Origin of the sequence: Prosthecobacter fluviatilis (assembly GCF_042655725.1) — a bacterium.
Taxonomy (GTDB): domain Bacteria; phylum Verrucomicrobiota; class Verrucomicrobiia; order Verrucomicrobiales; family Verrucomicrobiaceae; genus Prosthecobacter; species Prosthecobacter fluviatilis.
In genome coordinates this window covers 343,034-362,378 of the sequence record NZ_JBHSMQ010000001.1, presented here as the reverse complement: position 1 = coordinate 362,378, position 19,345 = coordinate 343,034, and the positions used below count along the sequence as shown (strand labels likewise).

Below are 19,345 nucleotides of genomic sequence, written 5' to 3'. Positions count from 1 at the left end.
ATGGATGGGGCAAAAGGTTTCGTAGCCAGGATTGAACTTGCTTCAATCTGAGGCATCCAATGTGCGTGCCTTCTGCCCCCCCTAAAAAGACCCGCCGCTGGTGGAAATGGATCAAGCTACTGCTGCTGGCTGGCTTTGCGCTGGTGGCGCTGGCGGTCGTCTTCCGCGGGCCTTTGCTGCGATGGGTCATCGGCTACGGCGGAGCCAAAGGAGCCGAGATGGCGGGGATGAAGCTCCAGTGGCAGGTGGACGGCTCGGTTCTGGGAGACTTGAAGCTCAGCGGCATCGAGGCCAGCGGATCGCTGGTGGAACGGGCGCAGATCGGTGAAATTTCCGCAGCTTATGACACCTGGACTCTGGCCCGGACCGGCAGCATCGACATCGTGAAGAGCGTGACACTGAAAGATGCGGATGTGGTGCTGGATCTGCGAAAGCTGCCCAAAAGCGAGCCCAAACCGGAGACTCCACCGGCATCGAAATCCAACCAGCCACCGCCGCTGGTCTGGCCAAAGGCGATCGACATTGAAAACATCAACGCCGTGGTGACACTGGCAGACGGGAGCAGGATCACGATCAAAGGCCTGACCCTGCGAGTCGGAACCGGCATGCCTGGGATTTTTGAACTCGCAGAGTTTAAGATGGAACCCGGAGATCTGCGGGTGGCGGACGTGAAAGCGAAAGTTGCATGGGGTGAACACACGCTGGAAATCGCGGACCTTGATCTGCCGTATGGAGCCAGGCTGAAGTCTTTCGCGGTGAATCTGAGCGAATGGGACAAGGACGCGGCCAGTGTCAAATTCGACGCAGGCATGGGCAAAGCCGCCGTGGTCGTCGAGGCTCTGGCGAGCGGCATCTTTGGCGGGGGCATGCAGACAAAGGCCAAGGTGAAAGTGAGCGGCCTGGCTTCAAGCGAACTGCAGGCGCTGAAGATGCCTGTGGGCATATCATTTGGACCTGTGAGCATGGAGCTGCATGCGGAGGGCGATCCGCTGAAGCCGTTGACGCTTGCCATGGACGGCCAAGTAAGCATTCCCGAAGTGCGGGCTGCGGGAGCCATGCTGGACTCGGTTTCCACCACACTGCAGGTCAAGGACGGTGTGGCCCGTGTGCAGGAACTGAAGGTGCTGCGTGGCAAGAACGAGGTCACAGCGGTGTTCGAAGCGAAGCTGGCGGAAGATGTGATGAAATCGCCCTGGACTGCACGGGTGGAGGCGAAGATCGCCGATATGACGCAACTGCTTGCGCAGCCGCCACCGGCACGCGGCCTGGTGGAACTAACGGCTGAGGCCAAAGGAGTCGGGGCCACACCGACGAAGGTCGCAGCACAGCTGAACGGCACCGAACTGGGCTTTGAAGCCTACTGTTTGCCAAAGCTGGGGATGACTGTGAGCCTGGACGGCAAGGAGGCAAAGGTAAGCGTGCCAGCACTCATGCTGGGTGAAGGGAACCGAGTAGATCTGAACGCGACCATGACGATGGATGATGCAATGCCCGTGAATGCAGATTGGCAGATCCAGATCAATGATCCGGCGGCATTGATGCAAACGGTGGGGCTGCCGCCACAGGAAAAACCGGTGACGGCAAAGCTGACTACTTCTGGCAAAGCCGCTCTCAAGGTGAATGATGTGATGAACCTGAGCGCTGACGTCGATCTGAGCGTGAAGGACGGAAAGTACGGCGATGCGCCGCTGCCGCAGATCGAGATGAAGGTGAATATCGCGAAGGGCGAGGCGACTCTGCAACCCTGCCGAATCGTGGTGGATGAGAAGAACCACATTGAACTGACCGGCAAGGCGAACCTGAAAGCCCCCTGGAGCTTCAGCTTGGATGGAGATGTCTCGCTGCCTCAGCTCACCAGCCTGAACACGCTGCTCGCATCGTTCAAAGCCCCTGCGATGGAGTCGGGCGGCCTCGCGGTGAAGGTGGCTGTCAATGGGGATGCGAGCCCATGGCGTGGCCAGGGGGGAGTCGAGATGCAGGCGTCTAAAGTGAAGGTGGCGGGGATGCCTGAGGCGGCGGACGTGAATCTGAAGACCACTTTTGCCGGAACGACGGCGAAGATTGAAAGGCTGCAAGCCGTGCTGGGGCCTTGGAAGCTGCTCACCCAAGGACAAATCACAGAAAAGGAGGCCCATTTGAGCGAGCTGAGCTTTTGGCAGAAGGACCGGCAACTGATGAGCGGGCATGCACGTGCCCCCTTTGATGTGATGCAAACAGACGTGGCCAACGGAGCGGCGACGGATGTGGTGCTGAATGCACAAGAACTGCCGATTCACGAGATTGCCGCCGCCGCCGGCGTGACAAGCGTGCCGCCTGGAATTCTGAGCATGGATGTCCAGATCGGCGGCCGACTGGACTCGGCGGATGTGGCGGTGAAGGTGGGGGTGAAAGACCTGAAGGCGCCGGGGCTGCCCAAGTCGTTTCAACCGGCGTCTGCCGACTTGCTGATCACACTGAGGAACGAACAGCTGGGCCTCGATTTGAAAGTGCTGCAGGCGCCGGTGCAGCCTCTGACCTTGAAAGCAGCAGTGCCGGTGGTGCTGACAAAACTCATGAAGCAGCCCGATTTAGCGATGGATCTGCCACTGCAGGCCACGCTGGACCTGCCGGAGAGCGATCTGAATTTCGTGCGTGAGTTTGCCCCCGACATGATCAGGGCCATACCGGCCAAACTGAAGCTGCACGCGACTGTGGGCGGCACAGTGAAGGCTCCGCTGCTTGATTCGGCCCTGGACCTGAAAGCGCCGACAATCGATTTTGTGAGCGCCGACATGCCGAGCGTGCGAGATCTGCGTGTGAAGGTGCGCACCCATGACCGCAAGGTGACGCTGGAGGACATCTCGGTAATGCTGGCAGGCGGCAAGGTGCGGCTGGGAGGGGTGCTGGACGCCGCGAACACCGGGGATCCGAAATTTGACCTGAAGGTGGAGGCACGGGAAGCCCTGGTGATGCGCAACCCCACCTCAAGCGTGCGCGCGAACGCTGACGTCTCCTGCGTCGGCAGCCTGAAGGCTGCCCGAGTTAGCGGTACGGTAGAGGCTGTGCGCGGCCGAATTTTTCAGGAGGTGAATTTGCTGCCCAATGTAACAGGCATGATCCAGCAAGGCGAAAAACTGCCCCCGCCACCGCCTTCCACCTCCAAGATCGAGCAAAAACTGGCACTGCCGCCGATGCTGAAGGACTGGACTTTTGACCTAAAAGTGAAGACGCGAGATCCCGTGGTGATTTCAGGCAATCTGATGAACGGTGCGATCTCAGCGGACATCGCCCTCGGCGGCACGGGAGCAGCCCCGAGGCTGACAGGCTTTGCGAACGTGGACCGCATGGTGCTGAAGCTGCCCTTCAGCCTGCTGAAGATCACCAAGGGAGTGGTGACGATGAATCCTGACAATCCATTCACCCCCAAGCTGGATGTGCGAGGCGAATCACGCGTGGGCAGCAATGACATCACGCTGTATGTGTATGGCGATGCTTCGAATCCGAAGACACGATTCACCAGCACACCACCGCTGTCCGAGGCCGACATTGTGACCCTGCTGGGCACGGGCATGACACTGGGCGGAGACAATGCCCAGATGGCCAGCGAGGCGATGACGCGCGCAGCCTTCCTCGTGATCGCCGAAACTTACCGCAAAATTTTCCACAAGAAGAAGACGGTGAGCGCCGAGCCGCCCCGTTTGCACACGACATTCAACCCCTCCGGTGCAGACCGCTCCAATGACAGTATGCAGGCGATGTATGAAATCACTCCCAAATTCAGATTCATCGGCCGCTTCTCGCAGACAGGCCGCATGAAGGCGCTGCTGGGCTATGTGCTGCGCTTTGGCAAAGCCGCAAGGGCCATGGATGAAGACCCACAATGATGAATGACACAAAACGCCAGATGAACGCAGGCCGGGCGCAATGCGCCTGGCTGATTTTGCTGGTCATGCTCTGCCTGCTGGGCGCTGGCATGGGACATGAAGTTCATTTTGGCCAGACAAAGGTGAATGTGCAGGGCGTGGAAGAAGCACAGTGGGAGCCCCTGCGCAGCATGCTGATGGACCAGCTCACCCTGAACGGAAGCGGCCCGGCAGGTGAGCCCCTGGCGGATGACCTGGCGTTTTTTGTGCGTCAGCATTTCATCCGCGAAGGATGGCCTGACGCTGAAGTGGCGTGGAAAATGGCCCAGGGCGGGATCGAACTGACCGTGAAGCCGGGCAACGCGGTGAGAGTGGGAACTGTGACACTGAAGGGTGAGATGCCACTGCCGGAAGACGAGCTGAAGAAGTACCTGATGAAGCCGACTCTGGAACGTGAAGATGTGGACAAAAAGCTGCCACAGTGGGTGGAGGCAGACATGCAGCAGGGCGCGGGGCTGGTGCAGCGCCGCCTGCGGGCCGAGGGCTACCTGAATGCGGAGACCCTGCTGCTTCCCGCACCAGCAACGGGCACGGACATGCGGCGCGATCTGACGCTGGAGATCAAGCCAGGCCCCAAGTTCATCTTTGGCAAGGCATCCATCGTGGGATCTCCGCCTGAGTTGGAGAAACTGACGCAGGCGGCCATGACCGAAGCCAGTGGAACCCCCTTCAATGAAGCGCGGGTGCAGCAGATCCAGCAGCGGCTGGACTCGATCTGCGCTGAACATGGCTGGCTGCATGCAGCCACGACGGCAGACTACACGCTGGGAAAGGCCGGCGGCACGGTCGATGTGGTTTTCCGCATGGTGCCGGGAGAGCGTGTGCGGATCTCCCGTGTCACTGCACATGAAGCCTTCAGCCCAGGGGCCAAACGTGTGCTGCTTGCCAAGTTCAAACCGCTGACCGGCCAGATCTACGAGGCCGCAGAGGCGGATTTCTTTTTCAAACGTGCGTTGGACACCGGCATGTTCACCCTGCTGGACACCAAGGTACTGCCTGACAATGGCAACATGGCGGCGGGTGATCTGCGCATCACCGGCGAGGAGGCAAAGCCTGTAACCGTGGGCTTTGAACCCGGCTTTGACACCTTCCTCGGCCCCCAGGCGGGTGTGACTTACAAAAACACGAACTGGCGTGACACGGGCAACACGCTGGCGGCGGAGCTGAGCTACAGCATGGCGGGGCCGGTGGGCTTTGTCAGCCTGACCAACCCTGCGGTGTTTGATTCGCAGCACTCAGCGACGACACGCTTTGCACTGGAGCAGTTCAACCGCTTTGAGTATGACCGGCTTGGCACCGCACTGAGCCTGGATGTGGCACGCCGGGTGGACCACGCGCTGAGCTACTCGGTATTCGTCGGCACCACGGCCAATACGGTCAGCTCAAAAGTGCTCAACGCGAAACAGACCGGCCCAACCAACTACTCGCTGATGAACTTGGGCGCGAACGTGATGTATGACCGGCGGGACAGCCAGGTGCTGCCGAAAAAGGGCTGGTATATCTCCGCCCGGATTGAGAGTTCCACGGACGCCCTGGGCTCAGGTGTGAGCTTTGTGCGTTCAGACTTACGGGGTGCATGGTACGTGCCGATCACCAAGAAGTTCCGATTTGCCACAGGTGCCGAGCTGTCAACGATTCAAGGGGCGACCGCGGAAAAAATCCCCATCGACAGCCGTGTGTTCAACGGCGGACCGTACAGCGTGCGCTCCTTTGGCCAGCGCAAACTAGGACCCGTGACCCCGGGAGGAACGCCGTTGGGCGGTACATCGGCGCTCTTTGCCAGCGCAGAATTTTCATACGAGGTCATGACGAATCTGGAGTTCGCCATCTTTGGGGACATCGGCAGCCTGAGCCAGGGGAACAACTCCTCGCCTCTGTCGTATTCTTCAGATTTCCGCGAAGCGATTGGAGCGGGGCTGCGCTACAAGCTGCCTTTTGGGCCAATCCGCATCGACTACGGGCATAATCCCAACCGCCGCACTGGGGAACAGAGCGGATTCCTGCATGTAACGGTGGGGTTTGCTTTCTAGCCGCCAGTCAGCTGGCGCCAGACTTTTTGCTGAACCCACCCACGACGGTGTGATACCCCCCCCAGAGCACGAGCACGCCGCCTGCCGCTTGAGCGAAGGTGAAGGGTTCGGCAAACAGGGTGATGCTGGCGAACGAAATGACGACAGGCACCATCATCTGGAACGCACCGCCTGCGGCGACCGAAAGAAAACGGAAGCCCTCCGTCATGGCCAGCTGGCCTATGCTGGCACATAGCGCCGCAGCAGTGAGCAGCAGCACATCCGTGACATTCAGCGAAACGAAATTGGCAGCCGCCAGCGGAAGAGAGAGCAGCAGTGCGTAGATGCATTGTGATGAGAAAATCGTGGCGCTGGACTCCGTGCGGGTCAGCTGTCGGATCACGACCACAACGGCAGCGGCAAGCACCGCACCGACAAGGGCAATCATTTCGTGATGTCCGAAATGGGCCATCGTTCCCGGTGCCAGTCCTGTGAGGAGACTAAGCCCCGTCAAAGCCAGAAGGATGCCAAAGAGCTTCACGAGCCCGAGCCTCTCATGCAGTACGAAGGCTGCCATGATGGCCGCAAAGATGGTCCAGGTGTTGCCTATGAGCGTGGCCTTGCCGGCCCCCAGCGGCCCGATGGTGGTGTAGTAAGCTGCGGTGCCCAGCGCCCCCAGCACGCCACGAGATGCGAGCAGCCAGCTCTGGAAGGAACGGCGCAGCTTCAAGGAGCCTGCGGGCGCAAAGAGGATGACCGTCACCAGCAGGCCGACGGCCGCGCGAAAGGTCATGGACATCCATGGGTCCACATGGCGATGAGACGAGAGGTCTTTGAGCAGAAGGGCATTGCCGGAAAAGCATGCGAGTGAAAGCAGCATGGCCTGCGTGCCACGCCGGGGATCAAGCAGAAGTTTGGTATCTGGGGCGCTCATGGAGGTGCCGGTTTGAGGGCTACCTTCTGGCATCATGTCTGATTTTGCTTTTCGTGATGATGAGCGCTGTCTGCGCGGGTTCCTCAAACCGTGGTGTTAAGCACGCCAAAGGGCGCGCACCGTTTTGAGTACGGCGCGAATCGCAATTCGGCTGGCGGGTTTGAGGTTCATCAGACGCGGGAGCATGGATGAGAAATACGGGAGTGCAAACCTGATCTTCAGCTCCATCTCCACCTTTCCAGACTGCCAGCTGTCGCATAAAAAGAGACGGGCGGCGCGACACCACTCGCTCCGCCCGTCCGACTGACCGCCCCGACGCACGCTGTGCGCGCCGGCCCAATAGTGGCGTCAGAAAATCACCGTCAATGCCACACGCCCATTGATGCCAGGCTGGGTGTAGCGGTCGAGCTGCGAATTAGCGGCGTCCACACCACGCACATTTTGATACAGCCAGTACTTTTGGTTGGTGAGGTTGTAGAGTCCGGCGCTGAGTGTGATGTTCTTGGAGAGCTGCCAGCGGGCGACGAGGTCGAGCGTAAGGGTGCTTGGCGTCTGGAACTGATTGATGCCGCCGGGAGTGGAGAAGGTGGAACCTTTGCGGGCGTAGTAGGTCGAGATCAGCTCCACCTGCCAGGTCTCCCGGCGATAACGCAGACCGGTGACAAGCTTGAAGGGATCAACGCTGGCAAGGGGCTGCTTGTTCTGCCCATCCCAGCCCTGGCTGTAAGCGGCGTTGGTGAAGATGCCAAAGTTGTCCAGCGACTCATGAATGAAGCCGAACGTTGACTCCCCCTTGAACTCGAAGCCATAGATTTCCGCTGAAGACAGGTTGGTGCTCTGGTAGATGATGGGATCGCCCGGGGCGCCGGTACCACCCACCTGCGTGAAGCCGTTGATGAAGTTTTCGTAATGATTGTAGTAGCCCGCGAAGTTCCATGACGAAGACTTCCCTTTGCGGCGAACACCGATTTCGAAGCTGTTGCTGGTTTCCTTCTTCAGGCTTGGATTGGGCACGGTCTGGTAACCGAACGCCGTGTTGGTGATGGTGGCGTTCAGCTCCTCGCCGCTCGGATTGCGGAAGCCGTTCGCGTACTGGAAGTAGGCACTGTGCTCTTCATTGATCTTGAAAAGGTAGGCAAGCTTTGGGGCAATGGCGAACTGGTTGAAATCCTGCGCTGGCCGACCGGCACTGGCGCGCAAGTAGAGCGGGTCAGAATTCGTCTCCACATTGTAAAATTCTGCACGCAGACCCGGCGTCAGGTGATGGCGCTGGTTTGTTCCCCAGGTGATTTCATCCTGAATGTAAACACCCACACGTGAGGTGCGTGTGTCCGGCATGTCCTTCAGCGGATAAGTGTCCGGGGTGATGGTTTTTGTCTGAGTGCCTGTAGTGAAATTGTACTCCGTGGCATCGCGCACACGACGGGAGAAGGAGGTGACCAACTGCGTGCCGTAGGCCAGTGTGTGATTCAGCGTCCCTGTTTTGAATGCTTTGGTGAAGTCGAAGCTGGCCCCGATGTGATCCTGACGGTACAAGTAGTCACGTATGCGCAGACGGTCCTGATAGGAAGGGGTGATGCGGTCGCGATCTTCGACCTGATATTCCGCTGTTTCGGAGAGCTGGTAATAGCCACTCCATGTCAGGCTGTCGAAAATCCAGCCGAGCCCGGTGGCGTCATACTTGTGCTCCAGGCTGAAGCGCATGCGGCGAAGGTCGTCGTTGAGCAGCAGGGAGTTCACATTGTAATTCACCCCAGGGGCGGCAACGACCGTGCGGCGTGCGCTGAGGAGATCATTGTCGCTGGACCGCTCCAGATATTCCCCCGTCAGCTCAAACCGATTCCGCGCCGTGGGTCTCCACACCATTTTGGAGAGCCAGTTGTTTACGTTGTACTCGGTGCGGTCCGGCTGAATGGAACCGCGATTATCGATCTCGTGCCCATCACGTCGTGTGTAATGCAAGAGAAACTCCAGATTGCCGGCACGCTGCGCCATGCTGAGGGTGTGCCCCCAGCTATCATCCGTGCTGTCGTAACGGGTGGTAAGCCGTGCCACAGAATTTCTGCCGGTGGTAGATTGAGCCAGCAGATCCTCAGGGTCGATGGTGGTAAAGGAAACCACGCCAGCGAGCGCGTCACTGCCATAAAGGGAGGAGGCTGCGTTTTTGAGAACCTCCACCTGTTTGAGTGAGTCCACATCGACGTAGTCACGTCCGATGTTGTAGGCGCCGCCAAAAGTGAACTGATCGGCCTGCCTGATGCCATCCATGGTCATCAGCACACGATTGCCGTCAAGGCCACGGATGTTGATGCTGGAGGTACCGGCACGCGAATTGGCGGCCGGGCCTGTGCCACCCAAGCCGTAGGGCACGCTCACACCAGGCTCATACCGCGCATAGTCGCGCATGCTGGTGGCAAGTGAGAAGACGCTGGCATCCTGATTGAGCACGGTGGTGGAAGCGGGAACCTCCGCGCCCGGCTGGGCACTGCGCGAGGCAACGATGACGATTTCCGGCAGCACGGGGCCTCCCGCGGCGTTTTGTGGCTTGGCTTCGTTTTCTGTCAGCTTTTTAATGTCGTTTACGGCGTGTTCCTGAGCCGCCAAGGGCAGGCCGCAGGTGAGCATGAACAGAGAGATTGTGTGCAATAAAGCGGGAGGTGGTTTCATGAGACCGCCGCCGTAACCCCGCGAAGACATGTCGTGCTTTGGTTGGAATGACCAGGAATGACGCTCGCTTGCGGTGAATAAAGGGATGCGTCAAACTGCCGACACAATTTCGCAAATGGGAGCAAACGTGGCGTTTTCACGCGGCACTCGCGGAGGCAGGACAGCGGAGCAAGAGCACATCTGCGGCCTCGGAAGCCACGAGGCGCAGCGGACAGGAGGCGGGTACGCGCAGGCGCTCGCCACGGCGCAGGCGGACCTGGGCCCCATCGAGGTACGCAGCAGCTTCACCAAAGGTGATGACCACGGTGGTTTCATCCTTCGCACAGGCCTCGAAGCATGGGCAACGACGGTCCAGCCCCAGCAGGTGGGCCTGCACACAGTCGTTGTAAAACAGGCAGCGTTGATCGGCGTCGGTACGCAGGCGGCTCATGGGTGGGCGAGAGCTTGAGGTCCGGTCTTTTCCGCCATGGCCATTTTCTCCGCATGCGTGCGGGCTTTGCGGCTGCGGCGACGGCACTCCTGAATGCGACGCAGGAGAGAAGGATTGAGAACGGAGCGGACACTGAGGCGGGTGTGAAGATTGGTGTATTGCATGGAGGCACGCCCTTAGCCATGCACCGACCGCCCATGCTTTGGCTGATTTGCCAAAGACTGCCGCTGGTTTGCACCTGCGGCATGCACAGCACATTTGACCGCCAGATTTCGTCAAATCAACCAAAGCACCGACTCCGGGCAAGTGTGTATCAAGACAGCACACACAGCAGCCATGGACACCTCCCACTTCCCACACAGAATCGCCTTCAGCTTCGCCCCCGGCACCTTCGACATCGAATGCATGTGCCCAGAATTGTGGAGTCAGGATGATGAGTGCGGCTCCTCATATGTTCAACTGGCCCCGTGCTGGCCGCGACTGCTGCCGGCGCTGGGTGGCATGGGGCTGCTCATGGCATGCGCCCCCTCGGGGCCGGTGACGGCGGCGATGGCGATGCAGGAAGCACAGTTTGAGGCTGTGCCGAACTCTGCCGAGTGGGTATGCCTGGGCACCGGCCTGGAGATTTGTTCGGCGAAGCTCGGCGGTGTGCTCGCCACGCTGGAGTCTCTGGAAGGCGGGCAACAGACAGCCTCGCTGCAGTTTTTTGACCGCGCTGGCGAAGGCTGCCTGAAGCTGCTCCTCACGAACCGCAGCCACATCGCGGTGTTTGAGGATCTGGTCCGCCGTCATGCGATGCCGCAACATGTGCCGTCTTTGGGCGTGTGTGGTTCTGCAGATGCATTGGCTTTGAGCATCGCAGGGCCCGCAGCCCAGACCGTGCGCAGTCTCTGGGGGGGACTGCGCCGCACGCTGCCGACGAACACCTTCCCCGGTCTGGAGGGTGTCTCGCGGCGGCGTGCGTTAGGTCTGGCAGGGCTGCGCCATGCATGGCAGGTGAGGACGACCGCTGTGATGCCCCTGGTGCGTGCCATGACTCTGGGGGATGCACCACTGGGCATCGGCGTACGCAATGACGCCGTGTTTCTGCCAGTCGGCATGTACCCCGGCCACTGGGCGGACTGCTGCTGTGGCACAACGTTTTTCGCAGGCACCTCTCAGCTCACCCTGCGGCATGAACTGAGCCGGGCTGAAGCCTGGGTGACACGTTTCGGGGCAAAAGACGGGGAAAACCTCTGCCTGGAAATCTACGACCAGAACGGGAGCTTCTGCGCCGGGCTGGGACTGAGGCCGGAGGCCCTCCCCACACACCACAAACAGTGGAACCACTGGTTGCGTGAAGCTGCATGCTGAAACAAAAAGCGCGCCTCCCTATTTCATGGCTCTGTGTACCTGCTCCAGCGCAAGCACGGTGTAGGCGGTGACGAGCACGGGATCGCTCTCCATCCAGCGGCCGGAGGCGGTGTTGGCCCAGGAGCCGTCGCTGTTCTGGAGGCTGATGAGCTTGCGTGACAGCTCCACCGCCCAGTTCACGGCACCTGATTTTGTTTTCAGCTGGCCGATGCCCGCAGTGGCCAGAGCCTTGGCCATGGTGTGGTAGTAGTAATACAAGCCCTCCGCGCCCATGCCGGGATTTTCATCCACCGTGTAATTGTTTCCGAGCCACTCGAGAGCCGCCTTCATGCGCGGGTCTTCCGGCGTGAGCCCGGCGTAAATGAAGCTCAGCATGCCTGCGTAGCTGATGCTGCCGTAATAACGCATGGGGACCGGACCTCCGTCTTTTTTACCCCCACGCGGAGCCTGGGGCACAGGAGTATAGCCAAAGGCTCCCGTGTTATCTTTGTCAGCACCTGCCCAGGGCTGGTCATTGGATTCCTTGCGGTTCTGGCAGCGTGAGACGAACTGGATGGCGGCGTCCCAGTTGAGATCATCCTGCTTTTCAACCGGCCTGCCCGTGTCCTGAAAAAGCTTTTTTGAGTAATACAAGGCCTCAAGGGCGAAGGAGGTGTTGGACAGGTCCGCATGTGCTCCACCCTGCCCTCCGCCGTAGCCAATGCCGCCGTCAAAAGGATGGTCTGTCTTGCCGGGTGCGTCGGCATCATTCTGCTGATGCGCCACAAAGCGCCGGGCGCGGCGGATAACCTCCTCATCCTCCGGACGGGCACGCAGCACCAAGGCCATTAGGCAGATGGCGGTGTTGTAGTTGGCCCGCGCCTTGGTGTAGATGCCGCCGTCTGGCTGGACATTACTGAGGAGGAAGGCATAGCCCTTCTGCAATTCTTCAGCCGCACCTGCACCGGCAGGATTTTGGATCAAGGCTGACAGCACCAATGCGCTCAGCGCCGGGTCTTCCGTCATGACCCAATGACCGCTTTGGGTGTCCTGGCGTGATTTGAGAAAATCGAGCCCCCGGGTGATGGCCTGCTGCACATCCTGCCGGCTCTGGGCCGAGAGGACTCCAGTCAGCAGCAAAAAGAGAAACGGAATCGTTTTCATATTGAGTGGGGTGAACTGCACCATCGTATTCTCCGTGCACAACCTGGATCTGGGAAAAGGCGGCAATGGGACTGTTTTTGTCCATTCCACATTTTCCGGACGATTTGCAGTTCATGTCATTTCAACGCCAGTATTTCACAAGGCAGCGCAAGCACGGGCCGGCAGCCGTTGTATCGGAGGTATCCGTATGAAAGCCATTCTCCTGATTTTTCTCTTTGTCACAGGTCTCAGCTCCGCACTGGCAGCGGGCGAAACGCCACCGGAACTGCCGCTGCCCGTGGCCAGCTTTGGCGCCACCAGCACAGCAGACGGAGCGCTGTATTTCTACGGAGGACACAGCGGCAAACGTCATAAATACAACCGCGATGAAGTGCATGGGGATCTCTTCCGCTGGAAAGCGGGGGCTGGCCAATGGGAGGCGCTGGCGAAAGACGAACCTGCCCAGGGGGCATCACTGGTCGCTGCCACAGATTGCGTAATACGCATCGGTGGCATGGCGGCACGCAATGCCAAAGGCGAGAAGCAGGACCTGTGGTCCAGTGAGACTGCGGCGCGCTTTGACATCGCAAGCCAGCAATGGAAGCCTCTGCCAAAGCTGCCACAGCGGCGCTCCAGCCACGACAGCATCGTTTGTGACGGGATTCTCTACGTGATCGGCGGCTGGTGCATGGAGGGCGACTCAGACACCGTGTGGCATGACACTTATCTGACACTCGACCTTACCCAATCTGATGCGACTTGGCAAAGTCATCCGCAGCCGTTCAAGCGCCGTGCCCTCGCTGTGCAATGCAGCGGCTCCAAAGTGTACGCGATAGGCGGCATGACAGACGACAATGAAACCACGAGTGCTGTCTCAGTTCTGGATACAAAGACCGGTCAATGGAGCGATGGGCCAGCGCTGCCTGCAGGGAAAATTGGCGGTTTCGGCTTTGCAGCCGTGACGCAGGAAGGAAGGTTGTTTGCCAGCGGCGTGACAGGTCGGCTCCTGGAACTCAGGGGCAGCGAATGGGTGACCGTGGCCAAGCTGGCCCATCCACGCTATTTTCATCGTCTCCTGAGCAGTGGTGACGGCAGGATCATCGCCATTGGGGGCGAAAGCGGCGAGGGTGCCAAAGCTGCCCCTGAGGTTATTTCCGTCCCTTCCGCAGACTCCAAGCCATTGCCCGAGGAAGCCGTTCCTGCAAAACAAGCAGCCAAAAGGCCCTAGCAGCAAGGCTTGCCGCGTCCACCAGCCCCCTCCGCTCTCCAGAGCTAGCCACGAGAAGGTAAGATGTTGCTAATTATTGAGATTGAGTTTCATTACCAATACAATGCCGAGTACTGCCCCCGAAAGTCCGTTCTGCTCATGGCTAAATGCGCCTGAGCGCCTTGAGGCAGACTGGCATGGCGCCACGAAGGCAGATGCCCTGGTAGCTCATCTCAACTTTTGTGGCGTTGCAGAACTGCGCTGGCTGGATGGCAGCATCAGCACGATCTCACCCCACACAACCTGCTGGCTGCGGGCCAGCCCGGCAGAGTTGCCCATCGCACGCCGCCTGGCGAGCCGCACCCGGCATGAGTGCCTGACCCTGGTGTTTCCGGACGCCTGGCTACGCCAGACGCTCAAGGACGTCACGTCGCAGGTCAGCACAGCCTTTGAGCCACTGGTGGGTGGCAGCACGCGCAACCTACTGGTGCTGCCGCTGCTGGAGGAGGAGGAAGGGTGGGCACGTGGGGCTATGCCACCACATTTGTGCTCGCAGGCCAGGCAATTGCTGGAATCGGCGCGGCTTACAGAGTTTTTCATCCATTCCGTCTTTCGCAGCATTGCGTCCCCCGAACCAGGCAACGCCATCAGCCGTACACTGCGTGTGGCCCAGGAGCGCGTGCAGCGTGTGAAGGACCTGGTGCTCGCGCAGATCGATGCCCCCCTTTCTTTGGATGAACTCGCAGCCACTGTTGGCTGCAATCCCAGCCATCTGAGCCGCACATTCACGCAGGTGGAAGGCGTCACATTATCTCAGTGGCTGCGGCGGGTTCGCATTGAGAGGGCGGCCACTCTCATCGCAAGCGGACGTTGCAATGTTTCCGAAGCAGCCCTGGAGGTAGGATACCAGAGCTTTTCCCATTTCAGCCGTGCTTTTGCAGAAGAAAAGGGCGTCCCCCCTTCTCAATGGGTACGCCGTTTAAGCGAAGGCAGATAACGGGCGAAAGCAGCCCCTCCTTTATTTGACAGTCCAATACAAAGAGGCGCTGTGGCTGGTGATCTCAAACGCGACGCCGTTAAGGAACCCGGGGAGCGGCTCCGAGTAACGGGCGACCGCGAGGAGGTACTGACCGGGTGTGGAGATGTCCGGGGCATGCACATACCCTTCGGCATCGGCCTGAAGTTTTTGCTCACTGACCTTGGGTGAGAAGAACAAAAGCTCGACGCCACCGAGGGGTTTGCCGCGGAAATAAACACGGGCCTCGCCCGGCTTTCCGGTGGGGACAATGTCCATGGTCATCGCAGGGGTACCTGCACCAGCCCCCTCGGGCTGCCAACGGCAGTAAAAGATGGGGCAACGGGCGGGTTTGTCGTCATGCAATTTGCGCACCGTGAACTGCGCCTGGGCAAACGCAGGCCTGGCATGATCCACTTTGCCCAGGAAGAAATGATCCTTCCTTTTGGCGACGTCGAAAAGCTGCGGCTGGCCTTTGTCATCAAGAGTCCACCCCGAGACCAAGATGAAGGAATCGAGATGTCCCGGTGAAGTCTCATAGTCGTCTCCCCACTGGGCAAAGCGCACCCCCAGCCCTGAATGTTCCGGCAGCTCTTCGATCCACAGAGAATGGGCGGAAGCCGCTAGCGGGAGAAGGCTGAAAACGAAAAGAACGAGGAATGGGCGGATCATATCAGTCAGGGTGTTGAGGGGTCACCGCCCACATACATCCAGTAAACGCGGACTTCTTGCGGGCATTTGTCAGAAACTGTCGATGTCTTGCGCTGGCAGGATCAAAGCTGACGGGTCGTGGCGAGGCATGCGATGAGAGAATGCCATTGCCGGGCACATGCTGAGGCTCGACGATGTCCCGGGCCCATCAAACTGGGCCAAGAAACTCAAGCTTGGCCAAAGTGCGCAAGAACTCGATTGCAGACATGTTATGCTCCCTGCTGGCGCGCTTTTGCCATCACACCTGAAAATGCAACCATCACGATGAAAACGGAAGGAATCAAAGGCTGCTTCGAAAAGACACATGGCCTGTTCTATTTTGCCCGGATGTGCTCCAAGATCCGGCTCCACCACCAAGGCATGCTGCCGGACGACTATCACGACATGCTGGGCCAGGGATTTGATGGGCGGACATGCAGATACCTCCGCGTTGGCTATGAGGATATAAAACTCCAGGTTCTGTCTGGAAAAAGCGATGCTGAGGTGTTGGAATGGTGCTACGCGAACGGCCGCAGACTCACCGATGAAGAAGTGCTCATCTACAACAGCTTCATGAGCAAGCGTGGCTGGCATGACGATGAAACGGACATCTTCATCCCCGAGATGATCAAACAGTATGGCCTGCCAGACAACGGCACTGTTTTGACAGACTTCGATCTTATTGAAATGGATGAAGGCCGCTGGTATCCAGACATGTGGCGGGATGCCTGGAAATAGCCTCTGCCTTGTCGGCCGATTTACGCACTGCCCCAGTCTCTCCAGGGGCCTCACCTCCCCCGCGCGCTGATCACTTGATCCGTATTCCTCAGCAGAGCACGGACATTGCCAGCTAAAAAAAAACATCACACCCACATCCGACGGTCCAGAGTGCGGTAGCCGATAGCTTCGAGCACGTTGTCGGCAGAGATCTTGTCACGCCCCCCGAGATCAGCGAGGGTTCTCGCCACCTTGAGGATCCGATCATGCGCACGGGCGCTGAAATTCATCTCGCCCATGGCGTGCTCAAGACAGCCAGCGGCTTCGGCATCGAGTTCGCAGTGCTTTTTGATGAGCCGGGGCGTCATGGCACTGTTGGTATAGATACCCACATGTTTGGCGTAGCGCTCCTGCTGCATACCACGTGCAGTTTCCACGCGCCGACGAATGTTTTCAGAGGCCTCTCCGCCTTCGCTCGAAGCCAGTGATTTATAATCCACCAGAGGCACCTCCACGTGAAGATCAATACGATCCAGCAAAGGGCCGCTGATGCGCTGACGATACCGCTGGATGACAACCGAGCCACAACGGCACTCTCGCTTGATATCTCCGTAATAGCCGCAAGGACACGGGTTCATCGCCGCAACCAGCATGATCTTGGCCGGAAAGGTCACAGTGCCTGCCGCACGGGAAATGGTGACTTTTCCGTCTTCGAGCGGCTGGCGCAGGACTTCAAGCGTGCTGCGTTTAAATTCGGGCAGTTCATCCAAAAACAGCACCCCATTGTGTGCCAGTGAGACTTCCCCCGGCCCAGGGTTTGTGCCGCCGCCAAGCAGACCCGCGTCACTGATGGTATGATGCGGAGAACGAAACGGACGTGTGGCCACAAAGGCACCGGCCTCCCCAAGCAGCCCTGCAGCACTGTGAATTTTGGTAGTTTCGATCGCCTCATCTTCGCTCATGCCAGGCATGATGGTGGGGATGCGCTTGGCGATCATCGACTTGCCGGTCCCTGGAGGGCCGATCATCAGCAAGCCATGGCCTCCGGTGACAGCGATTTCGATGGCCCTCGTGGCATCGGCCTGTCCTTTGACATCGTTGAAATCAATGTCGTAATGAGAAACAGCCGCGAAGAGCTCTGCCGCCCGGCAGGGTTCAGGCACAATTTCAATGTCCCCTTTGAGATAATCCACTGCCTCCCGAAGATTTTGTGCACCCACAATTTCGATCCCGGCCACGACACTGGCTTCAAGCGCGGCACGTTTCGGCACCAGAAGGCGTTTCCGCCCTTTGCGCCGGGCTTCAAGCGCCACAGCCAGCAGACCACGCACCGGGCGCAGCTCTCCATTCAGGGCCAGTTCGCCAATCATGGCGGTCTCCGCCAGAGCCGCCATGGGAATTCTGGCCCTGTGCGCGATCAGAGAGATGGCGATGGGCAGGTCAAACCCTGGTCCTTCTTTTTTGAGATCAGCCGGCGCGAGGTTGACGGTGGTCACCCCGTCATTCATCATGAAACCGGATGAAGAAATCGCCGCAGACACCCGCTCGCGACTTTCTTTAACTGAAGCGTCAGGCAACCCCACAATGAACATCTTCGGGGTTCCGCCACCGTCGTGCGATTCGATCTCCACTTCCACGGCGTCCACACCGACGAGAGTAGCTGAGTAGGTTCTGGCGATCATTCGTTTCGAGTATTCAGTGAGACATGGTGAGTGCAAGCACATCATACCCACTCAAGCACGCTTAAAGCAAACGCTTAACTTTATGACTAAATGCTAATTTAAACCAATGTCTCATCAAAAAAATGACTCTCATCATTACGATCCTGCATTAGATTCCAAGATGAATACAGATCTTGGGCTCATTATCGCTTCTTTCATTCTGCAATGTCACAATTTCATTTCAGAATGAGCCGACTAACCCAAGTTAGAATCAAACCTGCGAACGAATCCATTGAAGCGCAAAGTGGGAACTTGCCATTCGGTGGATTCAGGTGCAGCAAAGCGCCCCCATGAGCAGCACTCTCCCGCTTAACACGAGCCCGCCAGCAGAATCACCTGCTGTTGATTTGAGTTTTGTCTTCCCCTGTCTTAATGAAGAGGCGACTCTGGGCTCATGCATTCAGCGTGTTAAGGACAGTCTGGCAGGAAGCGAAATCCGTCATGAGATCGTCGTCGCTGACAATGGAAGCACGGACCGCTCCCGCGAAATCGCCTCGAGCATGGGCTGTCGTGTCGTGCCGGTGGCTGCACGTGGCTACGGAGCCGCCCTGCGGGGGGGGATCGAAGCGAGTCATGCTGAGTATGTCATGTTTGCAGACTCCGACAGCACCTACCTTTATGAGGATGCAGCGGCGCTATACAAGGCGGCGAAGGATGGAAATGCAGACATGGCCATCGCATCCCGAATGACTGGCAGCATCGAACCAGGAGCCATGCCCTGGTTGCACAGGTGGGCGGGCACGCCAGTGCTAACCACCCTGATCAACTGGCTTTTTCATGGCAAGCTTTCAGACTGCAACTCGGGCTTTCGCTGCATTCGCAAATCAGCTTTCAAGGAATGGCAGATACGCTCCAACGGCATGGAGTTTGCCTCTGAACTGCTGATCAAGGCCCTCAAAGCCGGTGCGCGCACGGTGGAAATTTCATCAGGACTCCGCAAAGGGCCGGAAGGCCGTGTGGCGCATCTGAGAACCTGGCGGGATGGCATGCGGCACCTGCTTTTCATTTTTTCCGAAAAGCCTCGGTTGTTTGAGCTGCTTGGCTTTATGACAGTGCTGCTGACCACATTGATGCAGATAACGGCGTTCTGCACTGGGCCGGTGAGCATCGCCGGGGTGTTTCACATTTTTGACCTCCACAGCGAGGCCCTGCTGCTTCTTGCAGGCATCATCGGGGCTCAGTTTTATCTTTTCAGCTGCATGCTGTTTCTGCAGAGTTCAGACCGTCGGCTGAAAATAACCCAAAAGCTCATCCACCTGGATGAAGGGGTGCTTTTCTTCTCCCTGCTTTTGACTTTATGCGCCTGTGCAGCGCTGGCAGGCTACATCGGCATCAGGTGGTCTCTCTCAGGATTCGTAAACCTAAATTTGGCCCGTGATTTGCTTTTCTGGTTTCACCCGCTCGCCATCTCCATTTCATTTTGTGTCGGCCTGCTGGGGCTGCACGTGCTGAAAAAGGCTCAAAGATAACCCACCAGCTGTTCTCCTGACCAATCTTTCGAAATGATCACCTGATAAGTTTTGCAAACAACCATTTAACTGCTTCGTTAACTACCCAGCCGAAAGTTATTTGGACATC

14 protein-coding genes are annotated in these 19,345 nt (G+C 58.6%); 7 read left to right on the top strand and 7 right to left on the bottom strand.

Annotation, left to right across the window (positions count from 1 at the left end):
• Positions 1-65 precede the first annotated feature (65 nt).
• Both ACFQDI_RS01385 and ACFQDI_RS01380 read left to right on the top strand, forming a co-directional pair.
• Positions 66-3,863: a translocation/assembly module TamB domain-containing protein gene (locus tag ACFQDI_RS01385; RefSeq protein WP_377162621.1), complete on the top strand. Its 3,798-nt coding sequence runs from the start codon at positions 66-68 to the stop codon at positions 3,861-3,863.
• A complete protein-coding gene (locus ACFQDI_RS01380; protein WP_377162619.1) occupies positions 3,860-5,932 on the top strand; it encodes a BamA/OMP85 family outer membrane protein in 2,073 nt (690 codons plus the stop codon). The genes ACFQDI_RS01385 and ACFQDI_RS01380 overlap by 4 nt, the downstream gene beginning before the upstream one ends.
• Positions 5,933-5,939: 7 nt before the next feature.
• Here ACFQDI_RS01380 and ACFQDI_RS01375 read toward each other — a convergent pair whose 3' ends face one another.
• From ACFQDI_RS01375 to ACFQDI_RS01360, 4 genes are all read right to left on the bottom strand, one after another.
• Positions 5,940-6,845, bottom strand: coding sequence for a DMT family transporter (locus tag ACFQDI_RS01375; protein WP_377162617.1), 906 nt, complete (start codon positions 6,843-6,845; stop codon positions 5,940-5,942).
• A gap of 348 nt (positions 6,846-7,193) precedes the next feature.
• Complete coding sequence (locus tag ACFQDI_RS01370) at positions 7,194-9,491, bottom strand: TonB-dependent hemoglobin/transferrin/lactoferrin family receptor (RefSeq protein ID WP_377162615.1); 2,298 nt, start codon at positions 9,489-9,491, stop codon at positions 7,194-7,196.
• A 157-nt stretch (positions 9,492-9,648) separates the two neighbouring features.
• Positions 9,649-9,942, bottom strand: coding sequence for a cupin domain-containing protein (locus ACFQDI_RS01365; protein ID WP_377162613.1), 294 nt, complete (start codon positions 9,940-9,942; stop codon positions 9,649-9,651).
• Positions 9,939-10,106 (bottom strand): hypothetical protein, encoded by a 168-nt coding sequence (locus ACFQDI_RS01360; RefSeq protein ID WP_377162611.1) that lies wholly within the window; start codon positions 10,104-10,106, stop codon positions 9,939-9,941. The genes ACFQDI_RS01365 and ACFQDI_RS01360 overlap by 4 nt, the downstream gene beginning before the upstream one ends.
• 172 nt (positions 10,107-10,278) lie before the next feature.
• Between ACFQDI_RS01360 and ACFQDI_RS01355 the strand changes: the two genes are divergently transcribed.
• Positions 10,279-11,295 carry a ChuX/HutX family heme-like substrate-binding protein gene (locus ACFQDI_RS01355; RefSeq protein ID WP_377162609.1) on the top strand — a complete coding sequence of 339 codons (1,017 nt, stop codon included), beginning with the start codon at positions 10,279-10,281 and terminating at the stop codon, positions 11,293-11,295.
• 18 nt (positions 11,296-11,313) lie between these two features.
• On the opposite strand, the gene ACFQDI_RS01350 is transcribed toward ACFQDI_RS01355, so the two are convergent.
• Positions 11,314-12,438 carry a prenyltransferase/squalene oxidase repeat-containing protein gene (locus ACFQDI_RS01350; protein ID WP_377162607.1) on the bottom strand — a complete coding sequence of 375 codons (1,125 nt, stop codon included), beginning with the start codon at positions 12,436-12,438 and terminating at the stop codon, positions 11,314-11,316.
• Between the two features lie 10 nt (positions 12,439-12,448).
• Between ACFQDI_RS01350 and ACFQDI_RS01345 the strand changes: the two genes are divergently transcribed.
• Positions 12,449-13,645, top strand: coding sequence for a Kelch repeat-containing protein (locus ACFQDI_RS01345; RefSeq protein WP_377162605.1), 1,197 nt, complete (start codon positions 12,449-12,451; stop codon positions 13,643-13,645).
• Between the two features lie 364 nt (positions 13,646-14,009).
• Positions 14,010-14,621: a helix-turn-helix domain-containing protein gene (locus tag ACFQDI_RS01340; RefSeq protein ID WP_377162603.1), complete on the top strand. Its 612-nt coding sequence runs from the start codon at positions 14,010-14,012 to the stop codon at positions 14,619-14,621.
• 21 nt (positions 14,622-14,642) lie between these two features.
• On the opposite strand, the gene ACFQDI_RS01335 is transcribed toward ACFQDI_RS01340, so the two are convergent.
• Positions 14,643-15,311, bottom strand: a complete 669-nt coding sequence (locus tag ACFQDI_RS01335) for a hypothetical protein (protein WP_377162601.1) — start codon at positions 15,309-15,311, stop codon at positions 14,643-14,645.
• Positions 15,312-15,614: 303 nt separating this feature from the next.
• On the opposite strand from ACFQDI_RS01335, the gene ACFQDI_RS01330 reads away from it, so the two are divergent.
• On the top strand, positions 15,615-16,067 hold the full coding sequence (locus ACFQDI_RS01330) for a DUF5069 domain-containing protein (protein WP_377162599.1): 453 nt from the start codon (positions 15,615-15,617) through the stop codon (positions 16,065-16,067).
• A 125-nt stretch (positions 16,068-16,192) separates the two neighbouring features.
• Here the strand turns inward: ACFQDI_RS01330 and ACFQDI_RS01325 are convergent, their stop codons facing one another.
• Positions 16,193-17,728, bottom strand: coding sequence for a YifB family Mg chelatase-like AAA ATPase (locus ACFQDI_RS01325; RefSeq protein ID WP_377164132.1), 1,536 nt, complete (start codon positions 17,726-17,728; stop codon positions 16,193-16,195).
• 329 nt (positions 17,729-18,057) lie between these two features.
• Between ACFQDI_RS01325 and ACFQDI_RS01320 the strand changes: the two genes are divergently transcribed.
• Positions 18,058-19,236, top strand: coding sequence for a glycosyltransferase family 2 protein (locus tag ACFQDI_RS01320; RefSeq protein WP_377162597.1), 1,179 nt, complete (start codon positions 18,058-18,060; stop codon positions 19,234-19,236).
• Positions 19,237-19,345 lie beyond the last annotated feature (109 nt).